Raw genomic sequence first — 14585 nt, forward strand, 5'->3', positions numbered from 1 at the left:
ATGCAGAGGATGCGACAACCGTTATGGAACTCGTTGAAAGATATACTTCCCTAAAGCAGGGTGTACGGTATAAAACAAAGGTAGGATATAACTTCGTGAAGAACATCCTTGCCAAGGACAAGTTCAGAGCCAGACAGATTCGTGATATCCGCGTGTCGGATGCGCAGCTATGGTTTGTCCGCCTCCAGAAAGAGGGGAAGGGATACAGCACGATCACATCAATTCGTGGAGTCATAAAGCCTGCATTTCAGATGGCCTGCAATGAGGACATCATTCTGAAGAATCCAATTCTATTTAATCTAAGCGATGTCGTGAGCAATGACTCCAAGCAGAGAGATGCCATGACCGAAGAGGAGTACGACGTCTGGATGACCTTTATTCATGATGATTCCAAATATCATAAGTATTATGATGAATTTGTCGTGCTGCTTGGCACCGGGATGCGAGTCAGCGAGTTCTGTGGGCTGACGCTCAGTGATCTGGATTTCAAGAAGCACAGGATCCATGTGGATCACCAGATGGTCCGGGAACGTGACGGAAAGTACTACGTTGAGAAGACCAAGACGAAGAGAGGCGTCCGTTACATTCCGATGACAGAACAGGTTGAGGAGAGCCTGCTCAACATTGTGAACAACAGGCCGAAGCTGGAGAAGGAACATGTCATCAATGGATACACCGGCTTTCTTCTGATCGATAAGGATTTGAAGCCGAAGGTGGCATTGCATATCGAGAACGAAATGCGCTGGGCCATGAAGAAGTTCAAGAAGCTCTCCCCGGAGACAGATCTTCCTCATATCACACCGCATGTGTTCCGGCACACCTTCTGTACGAACCTGGCATCCGCCGGAATGGATATTAAGAACCTGCAGTATCTGATGGGACATTCTGATGTCGGTGTAACGATGAATGTGTACACGCACACCAATTACGATAAGGCTTCCGAACAGCTCCGCCGCGTGATCGACTTTTGTCCCATTTCACAGCTCCCTGACGCCAGAAAAAAGAGCGAAAATGGGGCTGACGCCAAATCTGACGCCATTGGCGTCAAAATTGGCGTCAAGAAGCGTAGAGTTATGTAGTTTTGAAAAAATTGAGTCCTCAGAAATGGCTTAAAATAAGAACTTTTTAAGGGGATGAAGAGATGATTAAGATCTTATTTGTATGTCACGGCAATATCTGCCGTTCTGTTTCTGCACAGTATATCATGCAGGATCTGGTCAGCCATGCAGGATTGTCAGAGGATTTCTTCATTGATTCTGCGGCTGTTTCTGCAGAAGAGCTGGGGAATCCGATTTATCCTCCGATGAGAAGAACACTGGCCGCACATCGTGTTCTGATCGGAACACATGCAGCCAGGAAACTGAACGATACGGACTATGATGACTTTGATCTGCTGATCGGAATGGATTCAGAAAACAGGTTCGGCATGCGCAGGATTGTGAAAGACGACCCGATGCACAAGATTCATTTTCTGATGGAGTACACGGATAGCCCGGATCGTGAAATCGAAGACCCATGGTATTCCAGAAACTTTGAGAAGGCTTATCAGGACATTCTGAGAGGCTGCAAAGGCTTATTGCACAGCCTCACATCATCGGAGCGAAAATTCTGAGAACAAGATAGAAGAATGTCCGGAAGATACCCATCCGGCAATCCTCCATGGAAACTTCATGACTGACTTTCTGGGCTTCCAGGAAGTCATCCCGGATTGCATTGATTTCAGCGGAACGGAATAAAGCCGTTCCGTTTTCAAAATGGAGATAAAGCGAGCGGTAATCCAGGTTGATGGTTCCGACCGTTGCAACTTCATCATCACTGACAAACACCTTGGCATGATCAAAACCAGGAGTATATTCATAGATTTTCACCCCTCCCTGGATCAGATTCGGATAATAGCTGCGGGTGATACGCCAGATGATCTTCTTGTCAGGGATGCCGGGGGTGATCATGCGCACATCCACACCGCGCTTTGCGGCCAGAATCAGGGAGTTCATCAGATCCGTATCGATGATCAGATAGGGAGTGAAGATGTAGCAGTAGTGCTTTGCATGATTCAGAATGTTCAGATAGACATCCTGACCGGTAAGCTGAGAATCAAGCGGAGTATCTCCATATGGCGCAATGAAGCCATCGGCGACTCCCTCCAGTGCTTTCCGTTTCCATATCGTATAGTCAGAGTCTTCATGCGTATATGCATTCCAGTTCGTGAGGAACAGCACGGTATAGCTCCATACTGCATCTCCGGTGATCCGGATCGCATTGTCTTTCCAGTGGCCATGGAGATGCTTCAAATTGATATATTCATCCGCGAGATTGATGCCCCCGGAATAGGCGACAGTTCCGTCGATGACCATGATCTTGCGATGGTCCCGATGATTCATGATGCCATTGAGCAGCGGGTGGATGCGGTTGAACGCAACCGATTCAATTCCTTCCTTTCTGAGCGTTTTCCAGTAGTTTCCAGGCAGCGTATTCAGCGATCCCATGTCGTCATACATGACACGGACCGTTACGCCGGAGGCTGCTTTCTGCTTCAGAATATCATGAATGGAATCCCACATGACGCCTGGCTCGATGATGAAGTATTCCAGGAAGATGAATTCCTCTGCATTCCGAAGATCTTCCAGCATGTGCTTCCATCCGAGCTCGCCAAGCCCGAAATATCTGAACCCTGTATTTTCATAAATCGGAAAAGCGGCACTGCTGCTGATGAAGCGATACTGACCGGCCAGATCTTCATCCTGGAAGGCTTTCTTCTGAATTACAGGGTTCTGCAGGTAGTATTTTTCAGCGGAAGAGGTTTCCTGCTGCAGTTCCTTGTAGATCCGAGAGCTGAATCGATCAAGAACTTCCAGAAACAGCCATACCAGGATTCCTCCGGCAGGTGCAATCAGGATCAGAACAATCCACATCAGATCCGAGGAGAGATGCCTGGAATAGCTGACAATCAGCAGAACAACCAGCAGGCTGAACAGTCTCAGACCGATTTCCAGCGCATTCATCAGCTCTGAGGGAATATAAGCCAGAGAAGAATAGATGAAAGCTCCTTCAAGAATAATCAGCAGAATCAGGATCGCAGTCCGGCTGAACAGTATATGAACAATCTTTTTCATTCCCGCCTCCTCGGAATTATACGACGCGGCCGAGAAAACCCATGAGCTTCAGCCATGGGATGACAGGCCGCCTCCACTATATCATTTAAGTAGTGAGGAGGTTAATACATGTATCTGACGCAGACAAACTACATTCGGCATCTGCCGAAGAATCAGTATGAAGCAATTCTGGAGATGTGTGCATACGCCAACAATCTGTATAACGTCGGGCTGTATCAGATCCGCCAGCATTTCTTTGCGACGCATCAGTATCTGAGGTATGAAGAGAACTACCATCTCTGCAAAGGCAATGAGAATTACAAGCTGCTGCAGGCTGGCATTTCCCAGCAGATTCTGCGGATCTGTGATCGCAGCTTCAAGTCTTTCTTTGCACTGATCTCTAAAAAGAAGTCTGGCGTATACGACAAACAAGTGCATATTCCGCACTATCGTGCCAAAGGCGGAAAATATCTGCTTGTGCTGTCAACAAATGCAATCAATATCAGGAACGGATATCTGATCATTCCGATGAGCCGGGCGTTTGCAAAGCAGCACGCTGATCTTGACGCAATTCGTATTCCTGTTCCGGAACGTATTGCAGACAAAAAGATCTGTGAGATTAAAATACTCCCTGTACTCAACGGCAAGGTACTGAAAATTCAGTATTGCTACGAACAGGAAGCAGAGCCGCAGAATCTGAATACCGACAATGCATTAGCAATTGATGTTGGTCTGGATAATCTTGCGTCGTGTGTAACAACGACTGGGACGCCGTTCATTGTGGACGGGCGTAAACTCAAATCAATCAACCAGTGGTACAACAAGCAGCTTGCACACTACGCCTCAATCAAAGACCATCAGCGCATTAAAGGCTTTACAGCATGCATGAGCCGTATCACAGACAAGCGGAACCGGCAGGTGACGGATTACATGCATAAGGCGGCACGCTATATCGTTGACTTCTGCATTGAAAATGATATCGGAACACTCATCGTAGGACACAACGTTGACCAGAAGCAGTCTGTCAATATGGGAAAATCGAGCAATCAGAAGTTCGTTCAGATCCCGTTTGATCAGCTTCGTACGTATCTGAAGTGTCTTTGCGAGCGATATGGCATTGCATACATTGAAACGGAAGAATCGTATACATCAAAGGCATCGTTCCTGGATGGCGACGATATTCCTGTATTCGATGCAAAGAATCCGTATGCCGGCGCATTCTCAGGCAAGCGTGTCAGGCGAGGACTGTATCGCACAAAAGAAAACACGCTCATCAATGCGGATATCAACGGAGCGTGCAACATTGCGAAGAAAGGTAAGCAGAACCTCAGCATTGAGGGACTGTGTAGAGGGCTATTGGCAAGCCCATTGAGAATAAGGATCGCATAAGCGATCAAACTTCTCAGGAATCCCACGTGCTTTAACCGTGGGAGTGTCAATCTAGCAGGAATCTGATCTGCAGAAAGAGCTGATCGTTCGCATGCATGCAGAGAAGAAGATCGGATAGGACCTGGCTTTTTCAGAATCGGGGAAAGACTTCCGGAAGAACCTGGAGCGGGAAAGTTCTGGCTCGTATCGCAGCTTCCTTGCTGCAGCAGGCACGATCGGAAGACAAATGGCGTAATTTCGGGTAAGATGGAAGCAGAAATCAGGAGTACACAACGATGAGTGAAGCGGGAGAGAATATCCGTCTGCAGAAGGCGGTAGAACAATACCGGGAAAAAGAAACCGATGAAGCCTACTATGCAATTCTCGATGCAGTTGAGGATTGCGTGCGACATGATGCAGAAGTCTGGATCAATGGGAATCCGATTCCAGGCGATCCGGATCATGTGGATCCCTCTGGCATGGAAGGCGACGACGGGCAGTTCTATATGATGATTTTTTCTTCCCGTGAGGCTTCCAATCATGGGGAGAACCAGCATCCGATGCTGGTGGGAATCCGGGATATGATCGCAACGGTTTATGGAACTGAGCATTGTGCTGGATTAGCTATCGATTACGGCTTCGGCCTGGAAGTGCCGATGGTGACCAGAGAAGTACTGGAACAGATCCTGCCGGCAGAGGCAGCGGAATTCTGAATCGATGCGGATGCAGTCTGGCAGATGCCGGACTGTTTTTTCATCAATGAAAAAGAGCAGCGAAATCGCCGCTCTTACCGGTATAGCTCCGGATACAGGAATTCCAGAAACAGGGGAACGATGGTTTCCCAGGAAGCTTCGCTGTGCGTGCCGCCCACAACGACATTCGGAAAGGTATGGCAGCCCTGCTCCGTGTAGGCATGATTGATCTCCAGGAGATAATCCATGCAGCGGGCAAACGTTTTCTTGGCTTTCACTTCATTAGAACCGAAGTCCAGATAGATCCTCGTATCATGAGAAAAGCTGGAATGGTCGATCAGATCCGTGATCTGATCAGCATAGATATCCATCGTCGAGCTCACGCAGGCAGCTTTTGAATAGAGATCGTTGTACTTCGCGATCATATACATCGACATCAGGCCGCCCATCGACGATCCGGCAATACCAACCTGTTTCCGGTTTTTTGAAATCCGGTAACGCTTCTCACAGGCTGGTTTCAGGGTATGCGCAAACCACTCTCCGGTGATCTCTCCTTTGGCATTGAGCTTGCCGATCCAGGTATGAGAATCTGGCTGAAACGGGCTGTACTCTTCGAGCCTTGCATTTCCGGTATGATTGCAGTCCTGTCCGATCACGACCAGCGGCAGGTGCGCGCCATCGAGATAATCCCGGATGCCCCAGCTTTTTCCATAGGTAGCCAGGGAATCATCAAACAGATTATGCCCGTCAAACATATACAGCACCGGATAACGCTTCCGGCTTTCATCATAATCATCCGGAAGATAAACCCAGATCTTTCTCGGACTTTGCGCAAGGGGTTCAATCGGAAGCTCAAACTCCTCAATTCTTCCCATGGCGTTCTCCCATCCACTTGATATGCGATTCACTGCCATCGCGGATCCGCTGAATATTTGCCTTATGCCGGTAGGTAACAAAGCACCAGAGGGCAAGCAGGCAGATCGAGAGATTCACCGGATTCTTCAGAATGAAGCTGATGATCACCGCAATCAGCAGTGAAAGAATCGAGGAAAGCGAAACCATCCGGCAGATCCACAGGATCGCGAAGAAGCAGATAATCGGGAAAAAGAACTGCCAGAAATACTGATGCGTCAGAAATACGCAGATTCCGAGCAGATATCCGTAGCTCGTGGCAACTGCCTTGCCGCCCCGGAACTGTGCGAAGATCGGGAAACAATGACCCACACAGCAAGCAAGACCTGCATAAGGAATCGCTTCCGGAGCCACGTAATATGCCAGCATCATCGAGAAGAATGCCTTGAAGGCATCCAGCAGCGTGACGCTGATCGCAGCCGGCTTGCCGAGAATTCTTCCAGCATTGGTCGCACCGAGATTTCCGGAACCGTAATTCCGGATATCCTTATGATAAAAGACTTTTCCGATGACAAGACCCCATGGAACTGAACCGAAGAGATAACTGACAATCAGGACAAGCAGAGTTTTCATATGTTCCTCCGATTGCATTCATTATAACTCAAAAGGGAACCGGTTCTGAAGCATCCGGATTGCTTCGATCTGATGCGTGATCAGCCTCTTCAGCTCGCTGATCCGGAAATCGCTGATTCCGGACACTGCCTGGCAGGAAGAAAGCTTTCTCGCATAAAGATCCGGAACATCTTCCAGTACTGAGAAATCATACGCCAGAAGATTCCGGCATCTGCTGATCAGCGCGTCATGATTCATACGGGTCGTCTCGAAGAACTTCGCATTGCTCGAAAGACCTTCTTCATAAACTTCTTCGTCTATAGAAAAGCATGCCAGACCGCTTCCGGTATCGAAAATCGGTATGCAGGATTCCAGCTGAAGCGTGTCCGGGTTTCTCAGAACCCCGAAATTATTCAGATGCCGATCGCTGTTCAGCATCAGATAGTCCAGGACAATCATGTCATCGACGCACTTTGACGCATTCGGGATTCCTGCTTTCTCCAGCATGCATACATAGCCCCGATGCCATGACATGCCGGCAGGAATCGGCTTCGACTTCAGAATATCCCAGGCTCCGATCATTTCATGTTTCTCATCGGTCATAGAACGGCAGGAAGAAACGATCTGATTCTCGAAGACTTCTACATCATAGCTGCAGACCTCCATGCCTAACCGCTTTCCGATCAGGCTGGCCAGCCATTCATTCACCGGTTCTTCCTGATAGGACGCAGATCCTCCCTTGATCAGCACGAGATCCTGATTCCGCTGTACCCAGGCCTTGCGGTGATAGCCATTCAGCGTATTGCCAGGACATCTTTCATATTCTTTCTTCCAGACAATCTTCTTGCGGGAAAACGAAACCGTCCGGAATCCTTCTTCTTCAAACGGATGGCGGAAATATGAAACCTCCTTCCAGCGCAGGGAAGAATCTTCCGGCTTCACCCAGTAGACATCAGATACCGATAACGCATGGTCTGCATTCAGAAGATCCCTCGGATGCGAAAAGCCGATCACCGTCTTCATATGATCCAGGCCAACCCGATATGTCGGAATGCCTCTGCGCAGATACCAGATATTCAGCTGTTTCAGGGAAAGGACAGATACTATCGTCCCGGCACCAGGCGGAATATGAGCAGGATTCAGAACCTCGGTCACGTTCAGGAACAGGTGGGAATCCGGATCATAATCCGCTTTCAGAACCGGGATGTCTTTGTGCATCAGGAGTACATTCATCGCAGAACTATTGTACCCGAGCAGACAGTTCATGCAAGCAGTGAGATTTCAGCGTATAATTTTCAGCAATACTAGGGGGCAGAAAGCTATGCTGAAACGATTTGCTGCGTATTTCCGGCCGCACCGCAGGCTGTTTTTCCTTGATCTGGCATGTGCATTTCTGGTGGGACTCGCGGATGAGTTCATGCCGCTGATCGTCCGCAACATGATCAATCAGTATGTTCCTGACAGAAACTGGAATATGATGGTCCGCTGGAGCTTTGCCTTGCTTGGGATCTATCTGCTCAAGCTTCTATTGAATCTCATCATCAACTACTGGGGCCACATCATGGGCGTCCGCCTGCAGGCAGATATGCGCCGCGATCTCTTTCAGCACATCGAATCACTTCCCGTCTCGTTTTTCGATGAAAACAAGACGGGCTCGATCATGTCCCGCATTACCAATGATCTGCAGGAAATCTCCGAGATGGCTCATCATGGACCGGAAAATATCTTCACTTCGGCGGTCATGTTAACGGTGTCTGCAGTCATGCTCGGAAGAATCAACCTGAAGCTCACGATCATCGTGTATGCATTCCTTCCCGTTGCTGTGCTGTTTGTGATCCTGATCCGGAAAGGGCAGATGGCTGCCTTCCGGCAGAATCGAGTAGAAATCGGAGAGATCAACGGCGAAACCGAGACTTCGATTGCCGGCATCCGGGTCACGAAAGCCTATGGCGGAACCGAAGGGGAGATGGAGAAATTCGACCGGACAAATCTCAGATATGTGGAAGCCAGAAAGCGTTCCTATAAGTATCTGGCTTTATTCAATTCCGGCATGACCTTTTTCACCGACATGATGTATGTGGTTGTCGTGATCTTCGGCGGCCGCATGTTCTTTGCAGGTTCGATCAATTCCGGCGACTTTGTTGCTTACCTTCTTTATATCTCGATGTTCCTGACACCGATCAAGAAGCTCGTTGAGACGTATGAGCAGATTGCTGACGGCATCTCCGGCTATGAACGGTTCGAAGAGATCATGAATATCCCGTCAGAAAAGGATGATCCTGGTGCAGTCGAAGTCGGAAGACTGAAAGGAGACATCTCCTTTGAAGATGTCTCGTTCCATTACCAGACCCAGGAAGCTTCCGGCCGGAAAGTCATCAGCCATATGAACCTGCATATTCCGGCGGGCCATACCGTCGGTCTTGCCGGTCCTTCCGGAGGCGGAAAGACCACCATCTGCAACCTTATCCCTCGTTTCTATGAGATTGATTCCGGCACGATCCGGATCGACGGCATCGATATCCGTCATATGACCAGAGCTTCTCTGCGCCGCAATATCGGCATCGTTGCCCAGGATGTATTCCTGTTCAACGGCACGATCCGGGAGAATATTGCCTATGGCAATCCGGACGCCACCGACGAAGAAATCATCGAAGCAGCAAAGAAAGCAGAGATTCATGAAGATATCATGGCCATGCCGGATGGCTATGATACGAATGTCGGCGAACGCGGCGTCCACCTTTCCGGAGGCCAGCGTCAGCGGATCTCCATCGCCAGAGTATTCCTGAAGAACCCGCAGATCCTGATTCTCGATGAAGCTACGTCTGCTCTGGACAACGCGACCGAGATGCAGATCCAGAAGTCTCTGGATGAACTCGCCAAGGGCAGAACCGTTCTGGTCGTTGCCCATCGTCTGTCCACGATCCGCAAAGCAGACGAGATCATCATGGTTTCTTCTGAAGGAATCAAGGAACGCGGCACCAGCGAGGAACTGCTTGCGAAGCATGGCCTGTACTGGCAGCTGTATGAGTATCAGTTTGCGGATCTCTCCTGAAGCACGTATAATCAGAAATACGCATGAAAAAAACGAATACACATATTCTGATCGCAGCACTGGCCATGGGGATGTGCATCACGCTGGTGCCGGTGATAGCAGAAGATGAGAATCCTCCTTATACGGATACGACCTACTGGAATAATCTCTGTTCCGGAACCAGTCTCACCTCAGACCAGCAGACTGCATGCTCTGCTTATCTGCAGTATATCCAGGGACAGAATTCTTCTCTCCAGCAGCAGATTTCAGACGCCCAGTCCAGGAAAGATGCAGCATCTGAACAGCTTTCTTCCGTTCAGTCTCAGATCAGCGATCTGAACTATCAGATCTCGGAAATCAATTCGAGCATTGAAGACCTGAACAACCAGATTGCCGAAGCAGAACAGCAGTCGGCTCTCATTGCGCAGCAGATCAGCGATACCAAAGTGCAGATCCAGCAGAAGACGGATGACATTGCGGCCCTGAAGGAGAAAGTCAAGAAACGCATGGAGAAGCAGCAGGAAACCATGCGCACCAATCAGATTCTCGATGTGCTGCTCGGCGCCAAGTCATTCAGCGAGATGATCACGATTGCCAACGGTCTCTCTGATATCAGCCAGTATGACAGCCATACGCTCCAGCAGCTTCAGGACGAGACGGATCAGCTGAATCAGATGGAAGCAGATCTGCAGAGCCAGGAATCCGAGCTCGAACAGCTGCAGTCAGACCTGGAATCCGGCAAGGCGGTGCTTGGTCAGCAGCAGGCGGAACTGGTCACTGCATCGAGTTCTCTCTATGCCGCCCAGGCTTCCTATCAGGCTCAGCTTTCTTCTGCCCAGTCAGATCTCAACAGTGCTTCTGCTGCTCTGAGTGCCAATCAAGCTGCCCAGAGTTCGGTGCAGAATGGCATCAGCTCCTCGAAAGCCAACAGTGCTTCCAGCTCTTCCTCTTCTGATTCCGGAAGCAGTTCTTCGGATTCCGGATCAAGTTCTTCTTCGGATTCGAGTTCGAGCTCCTCCTCCAGCAGCAGTTCTTCTTCGAATACGACTCCTTCTTCCGGAAATTCCGGCGGAAATCCGTATTACGGCGGCTGGAGCAACTGCACGTGGAGTGCGTGGCAGCTGGTTCATGATGCGATCGGCATCTCTCTGCCTAGGTGGGGGAATGCAGGGGAATGGCTTGCTAATGCGGCAGCCAGCGGTTATTCCACCGGTTCTTCGCCCAGAGCGAATTCCCTCATTGTATGGGGATGGCATGTCGGCTACGTGACTGCTGTAGATGGAGACAATATCTACGTCAAGGAAGGAAACTACCTCGGAAGCTACCGCGAAGGATGGCTTGCCTCCTGGCGGAAAGGATCGATCATCGGATATATCTATCTGTAACGAAACGTCAGGCAATCTGGCGTTTTATTGTTCTGCCAGCGCTGCAGAGATCATTTTCTCACCGTCTTCGGACAGGTTCAGCACAAGCTGATAGGAAGAATCTTTCAGTTTCATCACAGCAGAGGAACCATCAGATTCCGCATCTGTTCCGTAAAGCACACTGAGGTCATAGACTCTTTTCCCGGAAAACAAGCCCTGATCGGCTAGCTGTTTCGTTGCCGGTATCACGACGGATCTTCCTTGAACCCGCATTTCTCCAGGACCTGAAGATCCGGGTTTTTCTGTTTCAGGGCCTCTTTCAGGATGAGATGTTCCGAGTTCAGAAGCGAGAGGAAAGTGAACGCACTCATTCCGATCAGGACCAGGAAACGGGTGAGAGGGAATACGCGATGGTGCCGATGCGCTCTGCCAGTTCTACTGTTCCGATTCCTTCTTCTGCCATTCTGACATTCATGTTCAGACGGATCATGTCAGTTCTCCTAGATCGTCCTTCATCAGGACGGCTTTCGCAAAGGCATCGCGGATCACCCGGACAATCAGGCACATGAAGCCGGCTGCTGCCGAAACAAGGAAGAGCTTCGGGGGATAAAGAAGGCCGATCGCAGCGGTCAGCATCCGGACATTGCTTTCTTATAAGACATGTCCTGCCTCCATCTTCGTCAGAAAAACCCGCATCACCCACAGTGGTCTCAGCAATGCGGCTGCACAGCCGCAGCCAAGCACGAGAAGGAGAGCGAATGAAATCTCTTGTAAGACATGGACTCCAGCCGGGTTCAGATGTGCAAGAAAGGATCTTGCGATCGATATGCCGAAGACCGCCACCACGATGCAGAGAACTGTCACGGCTGCTTTCGCTGCGATGATATGCTGTTGCATGAATCTTCCTAAGAAAAAGACTGAATTCCTCTTACAGAACTCGGTCTAGCTGAATATGATCGAATATCAATTAATACTGATCCAAAAGCAATCAATCAGAAACCTCTGGAATCGAACTTCATGTTCTTCAGCTTTTCTTCCTTGAAGTCATTGAAGCGATCTTCTTTGATGGCAGTTCTCGCATCTTCCATCAGCCTCAGCAGGAAACGGATATTATGAATGCTCATGAGCCTCGTTCCGAAGCCTTCCTGACAGCGGAAGAGATGATTCAGATAAGCCTTGGTATAGTTCCTGCAGCAATAGCAGTCGCATTCCGGATCCAGCGGCGTGAAGTCTTCCGCATACATCGCTTTCTTGATATTGATGCGTCCCTGGCTCGTCATCAGCGTGCCATGCCGGGCAATTCTGGTCGGCAGCACGCAGTCGCACATATCAATATTCAGGGAGATGGCTTCCAGCAGGTCATTGACGGCACCGACGCCCATCAGATAGCGGGGCTTATCTTCCGGCAGCTTCTCAACGGACCAGCGCACCATGCGGTACATGGTTTCCTTGTCTTCGCCGACCGAAGTCCCGCCGACTGCATAGCCCGGGAAATCCATCTCGACCAGCTTCTCGGCACAGTAATCACGGAGGTCTTCATTGTCACCGCCCTGCACGATGCCGAAGATCGCCTGTTCGTCCGGTCTCGTATTGGCATTCTTGCCGCGCTCTGCCCATCTCAGGGTTCTCAGCATTGAACGCTCTGCATATTCTCGCGTGGCCGGGTAGGGGATGCACTCATCAAAGGACATCATGATATCTGCCCCGATCTTGTTCTGGATCTGAATGGACTTCTCCGGACTCAGAAACAGCTTGTCGCCATTCAGCGTATTGCGGAACATGACGCCTTCTTCACTGATCTTTCTCGTATCAGAAAGCGAGAATACCTGGAATCCTCCGGAATCTGTCAGCATCGGTCCTTTATAGTTCATGAACTTCTGGACCCCGCCTGCTTTGGCAACAATTTCTTCTCCCGGTCTCAGCCACAGGTGATACGTATTTGCCAGGACTACGCCTGCTCCCATCTGATACAGTTCCTCCGGCGAGACGAACTTCACGGTTGCCTGGGTTCCGACTGGCATGAACATCGGCGTTTCCACATCGCCATGCGGCGTATGCAGAATGCCGGTGCGGGCACCGGACTGCTTGCACACATGGGTGATTTCAAATGTTACTGGACTGTTCATTGCAAACCTCACTTCTACGGGAAATCAGTATACCAGGAAAGCCGGGATTCCGGTGTATAATCATATAGATATGAAGTCTCAGACGATCAGGATCCGCAATCTTCCGCCAGTTCAGGGAAAACGGCATTTCATCCGTGTCAAGCCTGCCGGCTTTCTGCTTGGCTGCGCCATTGCCGGAATATTGATGACATTTGACAATACTTCGGCAGCCGGAGTCGGCATCTGCATCACCCTGCTCTGCCTGTTTGCCGAACTGATGCTGCCGGATCGGCTTCTGGCAGAATTCACGGATGACTATCTGGTCCTGTTCAATACGAGAGAACGGGATTCGTGTTCTCTGATCTACTGGGATGAGATCGTGAACTGGCAGTATGAATATCGTTCTTATGCAGATACGCTCGTAATCCTTCTGGTCGATGGATCCGAGCAGACTGCGGATATGTATTCGAAGAAAAGCGCTGCCCGGTGGCTCAATCAGTATATTCCCGGCAAGGAAACAAAGAATATCCGCGTGAGCAGGGAAGGAGAATAGCATATGACTGATAAGAATCTGGTAGATCCTGAGAAAGTAGCTGAATGCAGAGCAAACATGGGCTGCGAACGGGATTATGACGATATGTCCATGATCTTCAACATGTTTGCCGACAGCACCCGTCTCAAGATCATGAATGCCCTGTTCACAAATGAACTCTGCGTCAGCGATCTCGCAAGTCTTCTCGAAATGTCCCAGTCTGCCATCAGCCATCAGCTGTCTTCCCTGAAAAAGACCAAGCTCGTACGCACCCGCAAGATCGGCAAGCTCGTCTATTATTCCATGGCCGATGAGCATATCAAGAATATCTATAAGATGGCTTATGAGCACATACGGGAGTGATCATGCGCATCACAGCAATTGACTTTGAAACAGCCAACTATTCGCCGGCATCTGTCTGTGCCGTCGGTGTTTCCTGCATGGAAGATGGCGAACTGACCGACGAATACTATACGCTGATCCGGCCTGCTGATAATGTGAGCCGCTTTGACCCAGGCAACATCCGGATTCATGGCATTCATCCGGAAGACGTCGAAGACGCTCCTGGTTTTCATGAAACGTATGATAAGCTGCTGCCGCTCTTAAGCGATTCGCTGGTCTGCGCGCATAATGTCCGCTTTGATATGGGCTGCCTGAAAGCCGCATGCAGGAATGTGGGCCTGCCGCTGCCGCGTTTCTCCTGGTTTGATACGGTTGCCCTCAGCAGAAAACTCTATCCATCGCTTCCGCATCATCGTCTCAATGATATGTGCGACTACCTGGATGTTGATCTGAATCACCATAACGCTGCCAGCGATGCGTATGGCTGTCTGATGATCGTCGTCCATGCGATGGAAGATACCGGTATCTATGACATTGAGGAACTGCTTCATCAGACCGGCATTCCGATCTATCCGCTGCGATAGCGTTTACAATT

Annotated in this window: 17 protein-coding genes; 9 read left to right on the forward strand and 8 right to left on the reverse strand. The window is 49.8% G+C overall.

All coding sequences use genetic code 11. The features are described 5' to 3' along the window. Positions 1 to 23 precede the first annotated feature (23 nt). Together C7E00_RS05480 and C7E00_RS05485 are read left to right on the forward strand one after the other, a co-directional pair. Positions 24 to 1079, forward strand: a complete 1056-nt coding sequence (locus C7E00_RS05480) for a site-specific integrase (RefSeq protein WP_338022641.1) — start codon at positions 24 to 26, stop codon at positions 1077 to 1079. Between the two features lie 62 nt (positions 1080 to 1141). Further along, positions 1142 to 1612 (forward strand): low molecular weight protein-tyrosine-phosphatase, encoded by a 471-nt coding sequence (locus C7E00_RS05485; protein WP_105303335.1) that lies wholly within the window; start codon positions 1142 to 1144, stop codon positions 1610 to 1612. On the opposite strand, the gene cls is transcribed toward C7E00_RS05485, so the two are convergent. Then, a complete protein-coding gene (gene cls / locus C7E00_RS05490) occupies positions 1587 to 3113 on the reverse strand; it encodes a cardiolipin synthase (RefSeq protein ID WP_105303336.1) in 1527 nt (508 codons plus the stop codon). The two genes, C7E00_RS05485 and cls, sit on opposite strands and share 26 nt — an antisense overlap. 108 nt (positions 3114 to 3221) lie before the next feature. Between cls and C7E00_RS05495 the strand changes: the two genes are divergently transcribed. Both C7E00_RS05495 and C7E00_RS05505 read left to right on the forward strand, forming a co-directional pair. Further along, entirely contained in the window at positions 3222 to 4481 is a 1260-nt protein-coding gene (locus C7E00_RS05495; protein WP_105303337.1) for an RNA-guided endonuclease InsQ/TnpB family protein, read from the forward strand. A 275-nt stretch (positions 4482 to 4756) separates the two neighbouring features. Next, complete coding sequence (locus tag C7E00_RS05505) at positions 4757 to 5173, forward strand: SseB family protein (RefSeq protein ID WP_105303339.1); 417 nt, start codon at positions 4757 to 4759, stop codon at positions 5171 to 5173. A gap of 74 nt (positions 5174 to 5247) precedes the next feature. Here the strand turns inward: C7E00_RS05505 and C7E00_RS05510 are convergent, their stop codons facing one another. The 3 genes from C7E00_RS05510 to C7E00_RS05520 are packed head-to-tail and all read right to left on the reverse strand — an operon-like array spanning position 5248 to position 7834. Beyond that, entirely contained in the window at positions 5248 to 6027 is a 780-nt protein-coding gene (locus tag C7E00_RS05510; RefSeq protein WP_167836479.1) for an alpha/beta hydrolase, read from the reverse strand. Continuing rightward, positions 6014 to 6637: a glycerol-3-phosphate 1-O-acyltransferase PlsY gene (plsY, locus tag C7E00_RS05515; RefSeq protein WP_105303341.1), complete on the reverse strand. Its 624-nt coding sequence runs from the start codon at positions 6635 to 6637 to the stop codon at positions 6014 to 6016. The genes C7E00_RS05510 and plsY overlap by 14 nt, the downstream gene beginning before the upstream one ends. A gap of 21 nt (positions 6638 to 6658) precedes the next feature. Beyond that, positions 6659 to 7834, reverse strand: a complete 1176-nt coding sequence (locus C7E00_RS05520) for a HipA domain-containing protein (RefSeq protein WP_135358170.1) — start codon at positions 7832 to 7834, stop codon at positions 6659 to 6661. Positions 7835 to 7937: 103 nt separating this feature from the next. Here C7E00_RS05520 and C7E00_RS05525 point away from each other — a divergent pair, with 103 nt between their 5' ends. After that, entirely contained in the window at positions 7938 to 9668 is a 1731-nt protein-coding gene (locus C7E00_RS05525) for an ABC transporter ATP-binding protein (protein ID WP_105303343.1), read from the forward strand. 23 nt (positions 9669 to 9691) lie between these two features. Further along, positions 9692 to 11032: a coiled-coil domain-containing protein gene (locus tag C7E00_RS05530; protein WP_105303344.1), complete on the forward strand. Its 1341-nt coding sequence runs from the start codon at positions 9692 to 9694 to the stop codon at positions 11030 to 11032. Between the two features lie 24 nt (positions 11033 to 11056). On the opposite strand, the gene C7E00_RS05535 is transcribed toward C7E00_RS05530, so the two are convergent. The 4 genes from C7E00_RS05535 to tgt all read right to left on the reverse strand — a co-directional run bounded on the left by C7E00_RS05535 (position 11057) and on the right by tgt (position 13137). After that, positions 11057 to 11260: a hypothetical protein gene (locus C7E00_RS05535; protein ID WP_105303345.1), complete on the reverse strand. Its 204-nt coding sequence runs from the start codon at positions 11258 to 11260 to the stop codon at positions 11057 to 11059. Between the two features lie 237 nt (positions 11261 to 11497). Next, positions 11498 to 11647, reverse strand: coding sequence for a hypothetical protein (locus C7E00_RS16170; protein WP_167836480.1), 150 nt, complete (start codon positions 11645 to 11647; stop codon positions 11498 to 11500). A 15-nt stretch (positions 11648 to 11662) separates the two neighbouring features. After that, entirely contained in the window at positions 11663 to 11908 is a 246-nt protein-coding gene (locus tag C7E00_RS05540; protein ID WP_105303346.1) for a hypothetical protein, read from the reverse strand. 95 nt (positions 11909 to 12003) lie between these two features. Then, entirely contained in the window at positions 12004 to 13137 is a 1134-nt protein-coding gene (gene tgt / locus C7E00_RS05545) for a tRNA guanosine(34) transglycosylase Tgt (protein WP_105303347.1), read from the reverse strand. A gap of 52 nt (positions 13138 to 13189) precedes the next feature. Between tgt and C7E00_RS05550 the strand changes: the two genes are divergently transcribed. Genes C7E00_RS05550 through C7E00_RS05560 form a run of 3 tightly spaced genes read left to right on the forward strand, consistent with a single transcriptional unit; the run spans position 13190 to position 14574 of the window. Beyond that, positions 13190 to 13669: a hypothetical protein gene (locus C7E00_RS05550; protein WP_135358171.1), complete on the forward strand. Its 480-nt coding sequence runs from the start codon at positions 13190 to 13192 to the stop codon at positions 13667 to 13669. Between the two features lie 3 nt (positions 13670 to 13672). Then, a complete protein-coding gene (locus C7E00_RS05555) occupies positions 13673 to 14011 on the forward strand; it encodes an ArsR/SmtB family transcription factor (protein WP_105303349.1) in 339 nt (112 codons plus the stop codon). A gap of 2 nt (positions 14012 to 14013) precedes the next feature. Next, the gene (locus C7E00_RS05560) at positions 14014 to 14574 is read left to right on the forward strand and encodes a 3'-5' exonuclease (protein ID WP_105303350.1); all 561 of its coding nucleotides are present in this window, start codon (positions 14014 to 14016) and stop codon (positions 14572 to 14574) included. Positions 14575 to 14585 lie beyond the last annotated feature (11 nt).

The sequence above is a fragment of the Anaerolactibacter massiliensis genome (assembly GCF_900290205.1).
GTDB lineage: Bacteria > Bacillota_I > Bacilli_A > Erysipelotrichales > Erysipelotrichaceae > Bulleidia > Bulleidia intestinalis.

What these genes read in the sequence shown, in the direction of transcription:
- C7E00_RS05480 (WP_338022641.1), top strand. Translation starts at nt 24, where the DNA reads ATGGAACTCGTTGAAAGATATACTTCCCTAAAGCAGGGTGTACGGTAT.
- C7E00_RS05485 (WP_105303335.1), top strand. Translation starts at nt 1,142, where the DNA reads ATGATTAAGATCTTATTTGTATGTCACGGCAATATCTGCCGTTCTGTT.
- cls (WP_105303336.1), bottom strand. Translation starts at nt 3,113, where the DNA reads ATGAAAAAGATTGTTCATATACTGTTCAGCCGGACTGCGATCCTGATT.
- C7E00_RS05495 (WP_105303337.1), top strand. Translation starts at nt 3,222, where the DNA reads ATGTATCTGACGCAGACAAACTACATTCGGCATCTGCCGAAGAATCAG.
- C7E00_RS05505 (WP_105303339.1), top strand. Translation starts at nt 4,757, where the DNA reads ATGAGTGAAGCGGGAGAGAATATCCGTCTGCAGAAGGCGGTAGAACAA.
- C7E00_RS05510 (WP_167836479.1), bottom strand. Translation starts at nt 6,027, where the DNA reads ATGGGAAGAATTGAGGAGTTTGAGCTTCCGATTGAACCCCTTGCGCAA.
- plsY (WP_105303341.1), bottom strand. Translation starts at nt 6,637, where the DNA reads ATGAAAACTCTGCTTGTCCTGATTGTCAGTTATCTCTTCGGTTCAGTT.
- C7E00_RS05520 (WP_135358170.1), bottom strand. Translation starts at nt 7,834, where the DNA reads ATGCACAAAGACATCCCGGTTCTGAAAGCGGATTATGATCCGGATTCC.
- C7E00_RS05525 (WP_105303343.1), top strand. Translation starts at nt 7,938, where the DNA reads ATGCTGAAACGATTTGCTGCGTATTTCCGGCCGCACCGCAGGCTGTTT.
- C7E00_RS05530 (WP_105303344.1), top strand. Translation starts at nt 9,692, where the DNA reads ATGAAAAAAACGAATACACATATTCTGATCGCAGCACTGGCCATGGGG.
- C7E00_RS16170 (WP_167836480.1), bottom strand. Translation starts at nt 11,647, where the DNA reads ATGCTGACCGCTGCGATCGGCCTTCTTTATCCCCCGAAGCTCTTCCTT.
- C7E00_RS05540 (WP_105303346.1), bottom strand. Translation starts at nt 11,908, where the DNA reads ATGCAACAGCATATCATCGCAGCGAAAGCAGCCGTGACAGTTCTCTGC.
- tgt (WP_105303347.1), bottom strand. Translation starts at nt 13,137, where the DNA reads ATGAACAGTCCAGTAACATTTGAAATCACCCATGTGTGCAAGCAGTCC.
- C7E00_RS05555 (WP_105303349.1), top strand. Translation starts at nt 13,673, where the DNA reads ATGACTGATAAGAATCTGGTAGATCCTGAGAAAGTAGCTGAATGCAGA.
- C7E00_RS05560 (WP_105303350.1), top strand. Translation starts at nt 14,014, where the DNA reads ATGCGCATCACAGCAATTGACTTTGAAACAGCCAACTATTCGCCGGCA.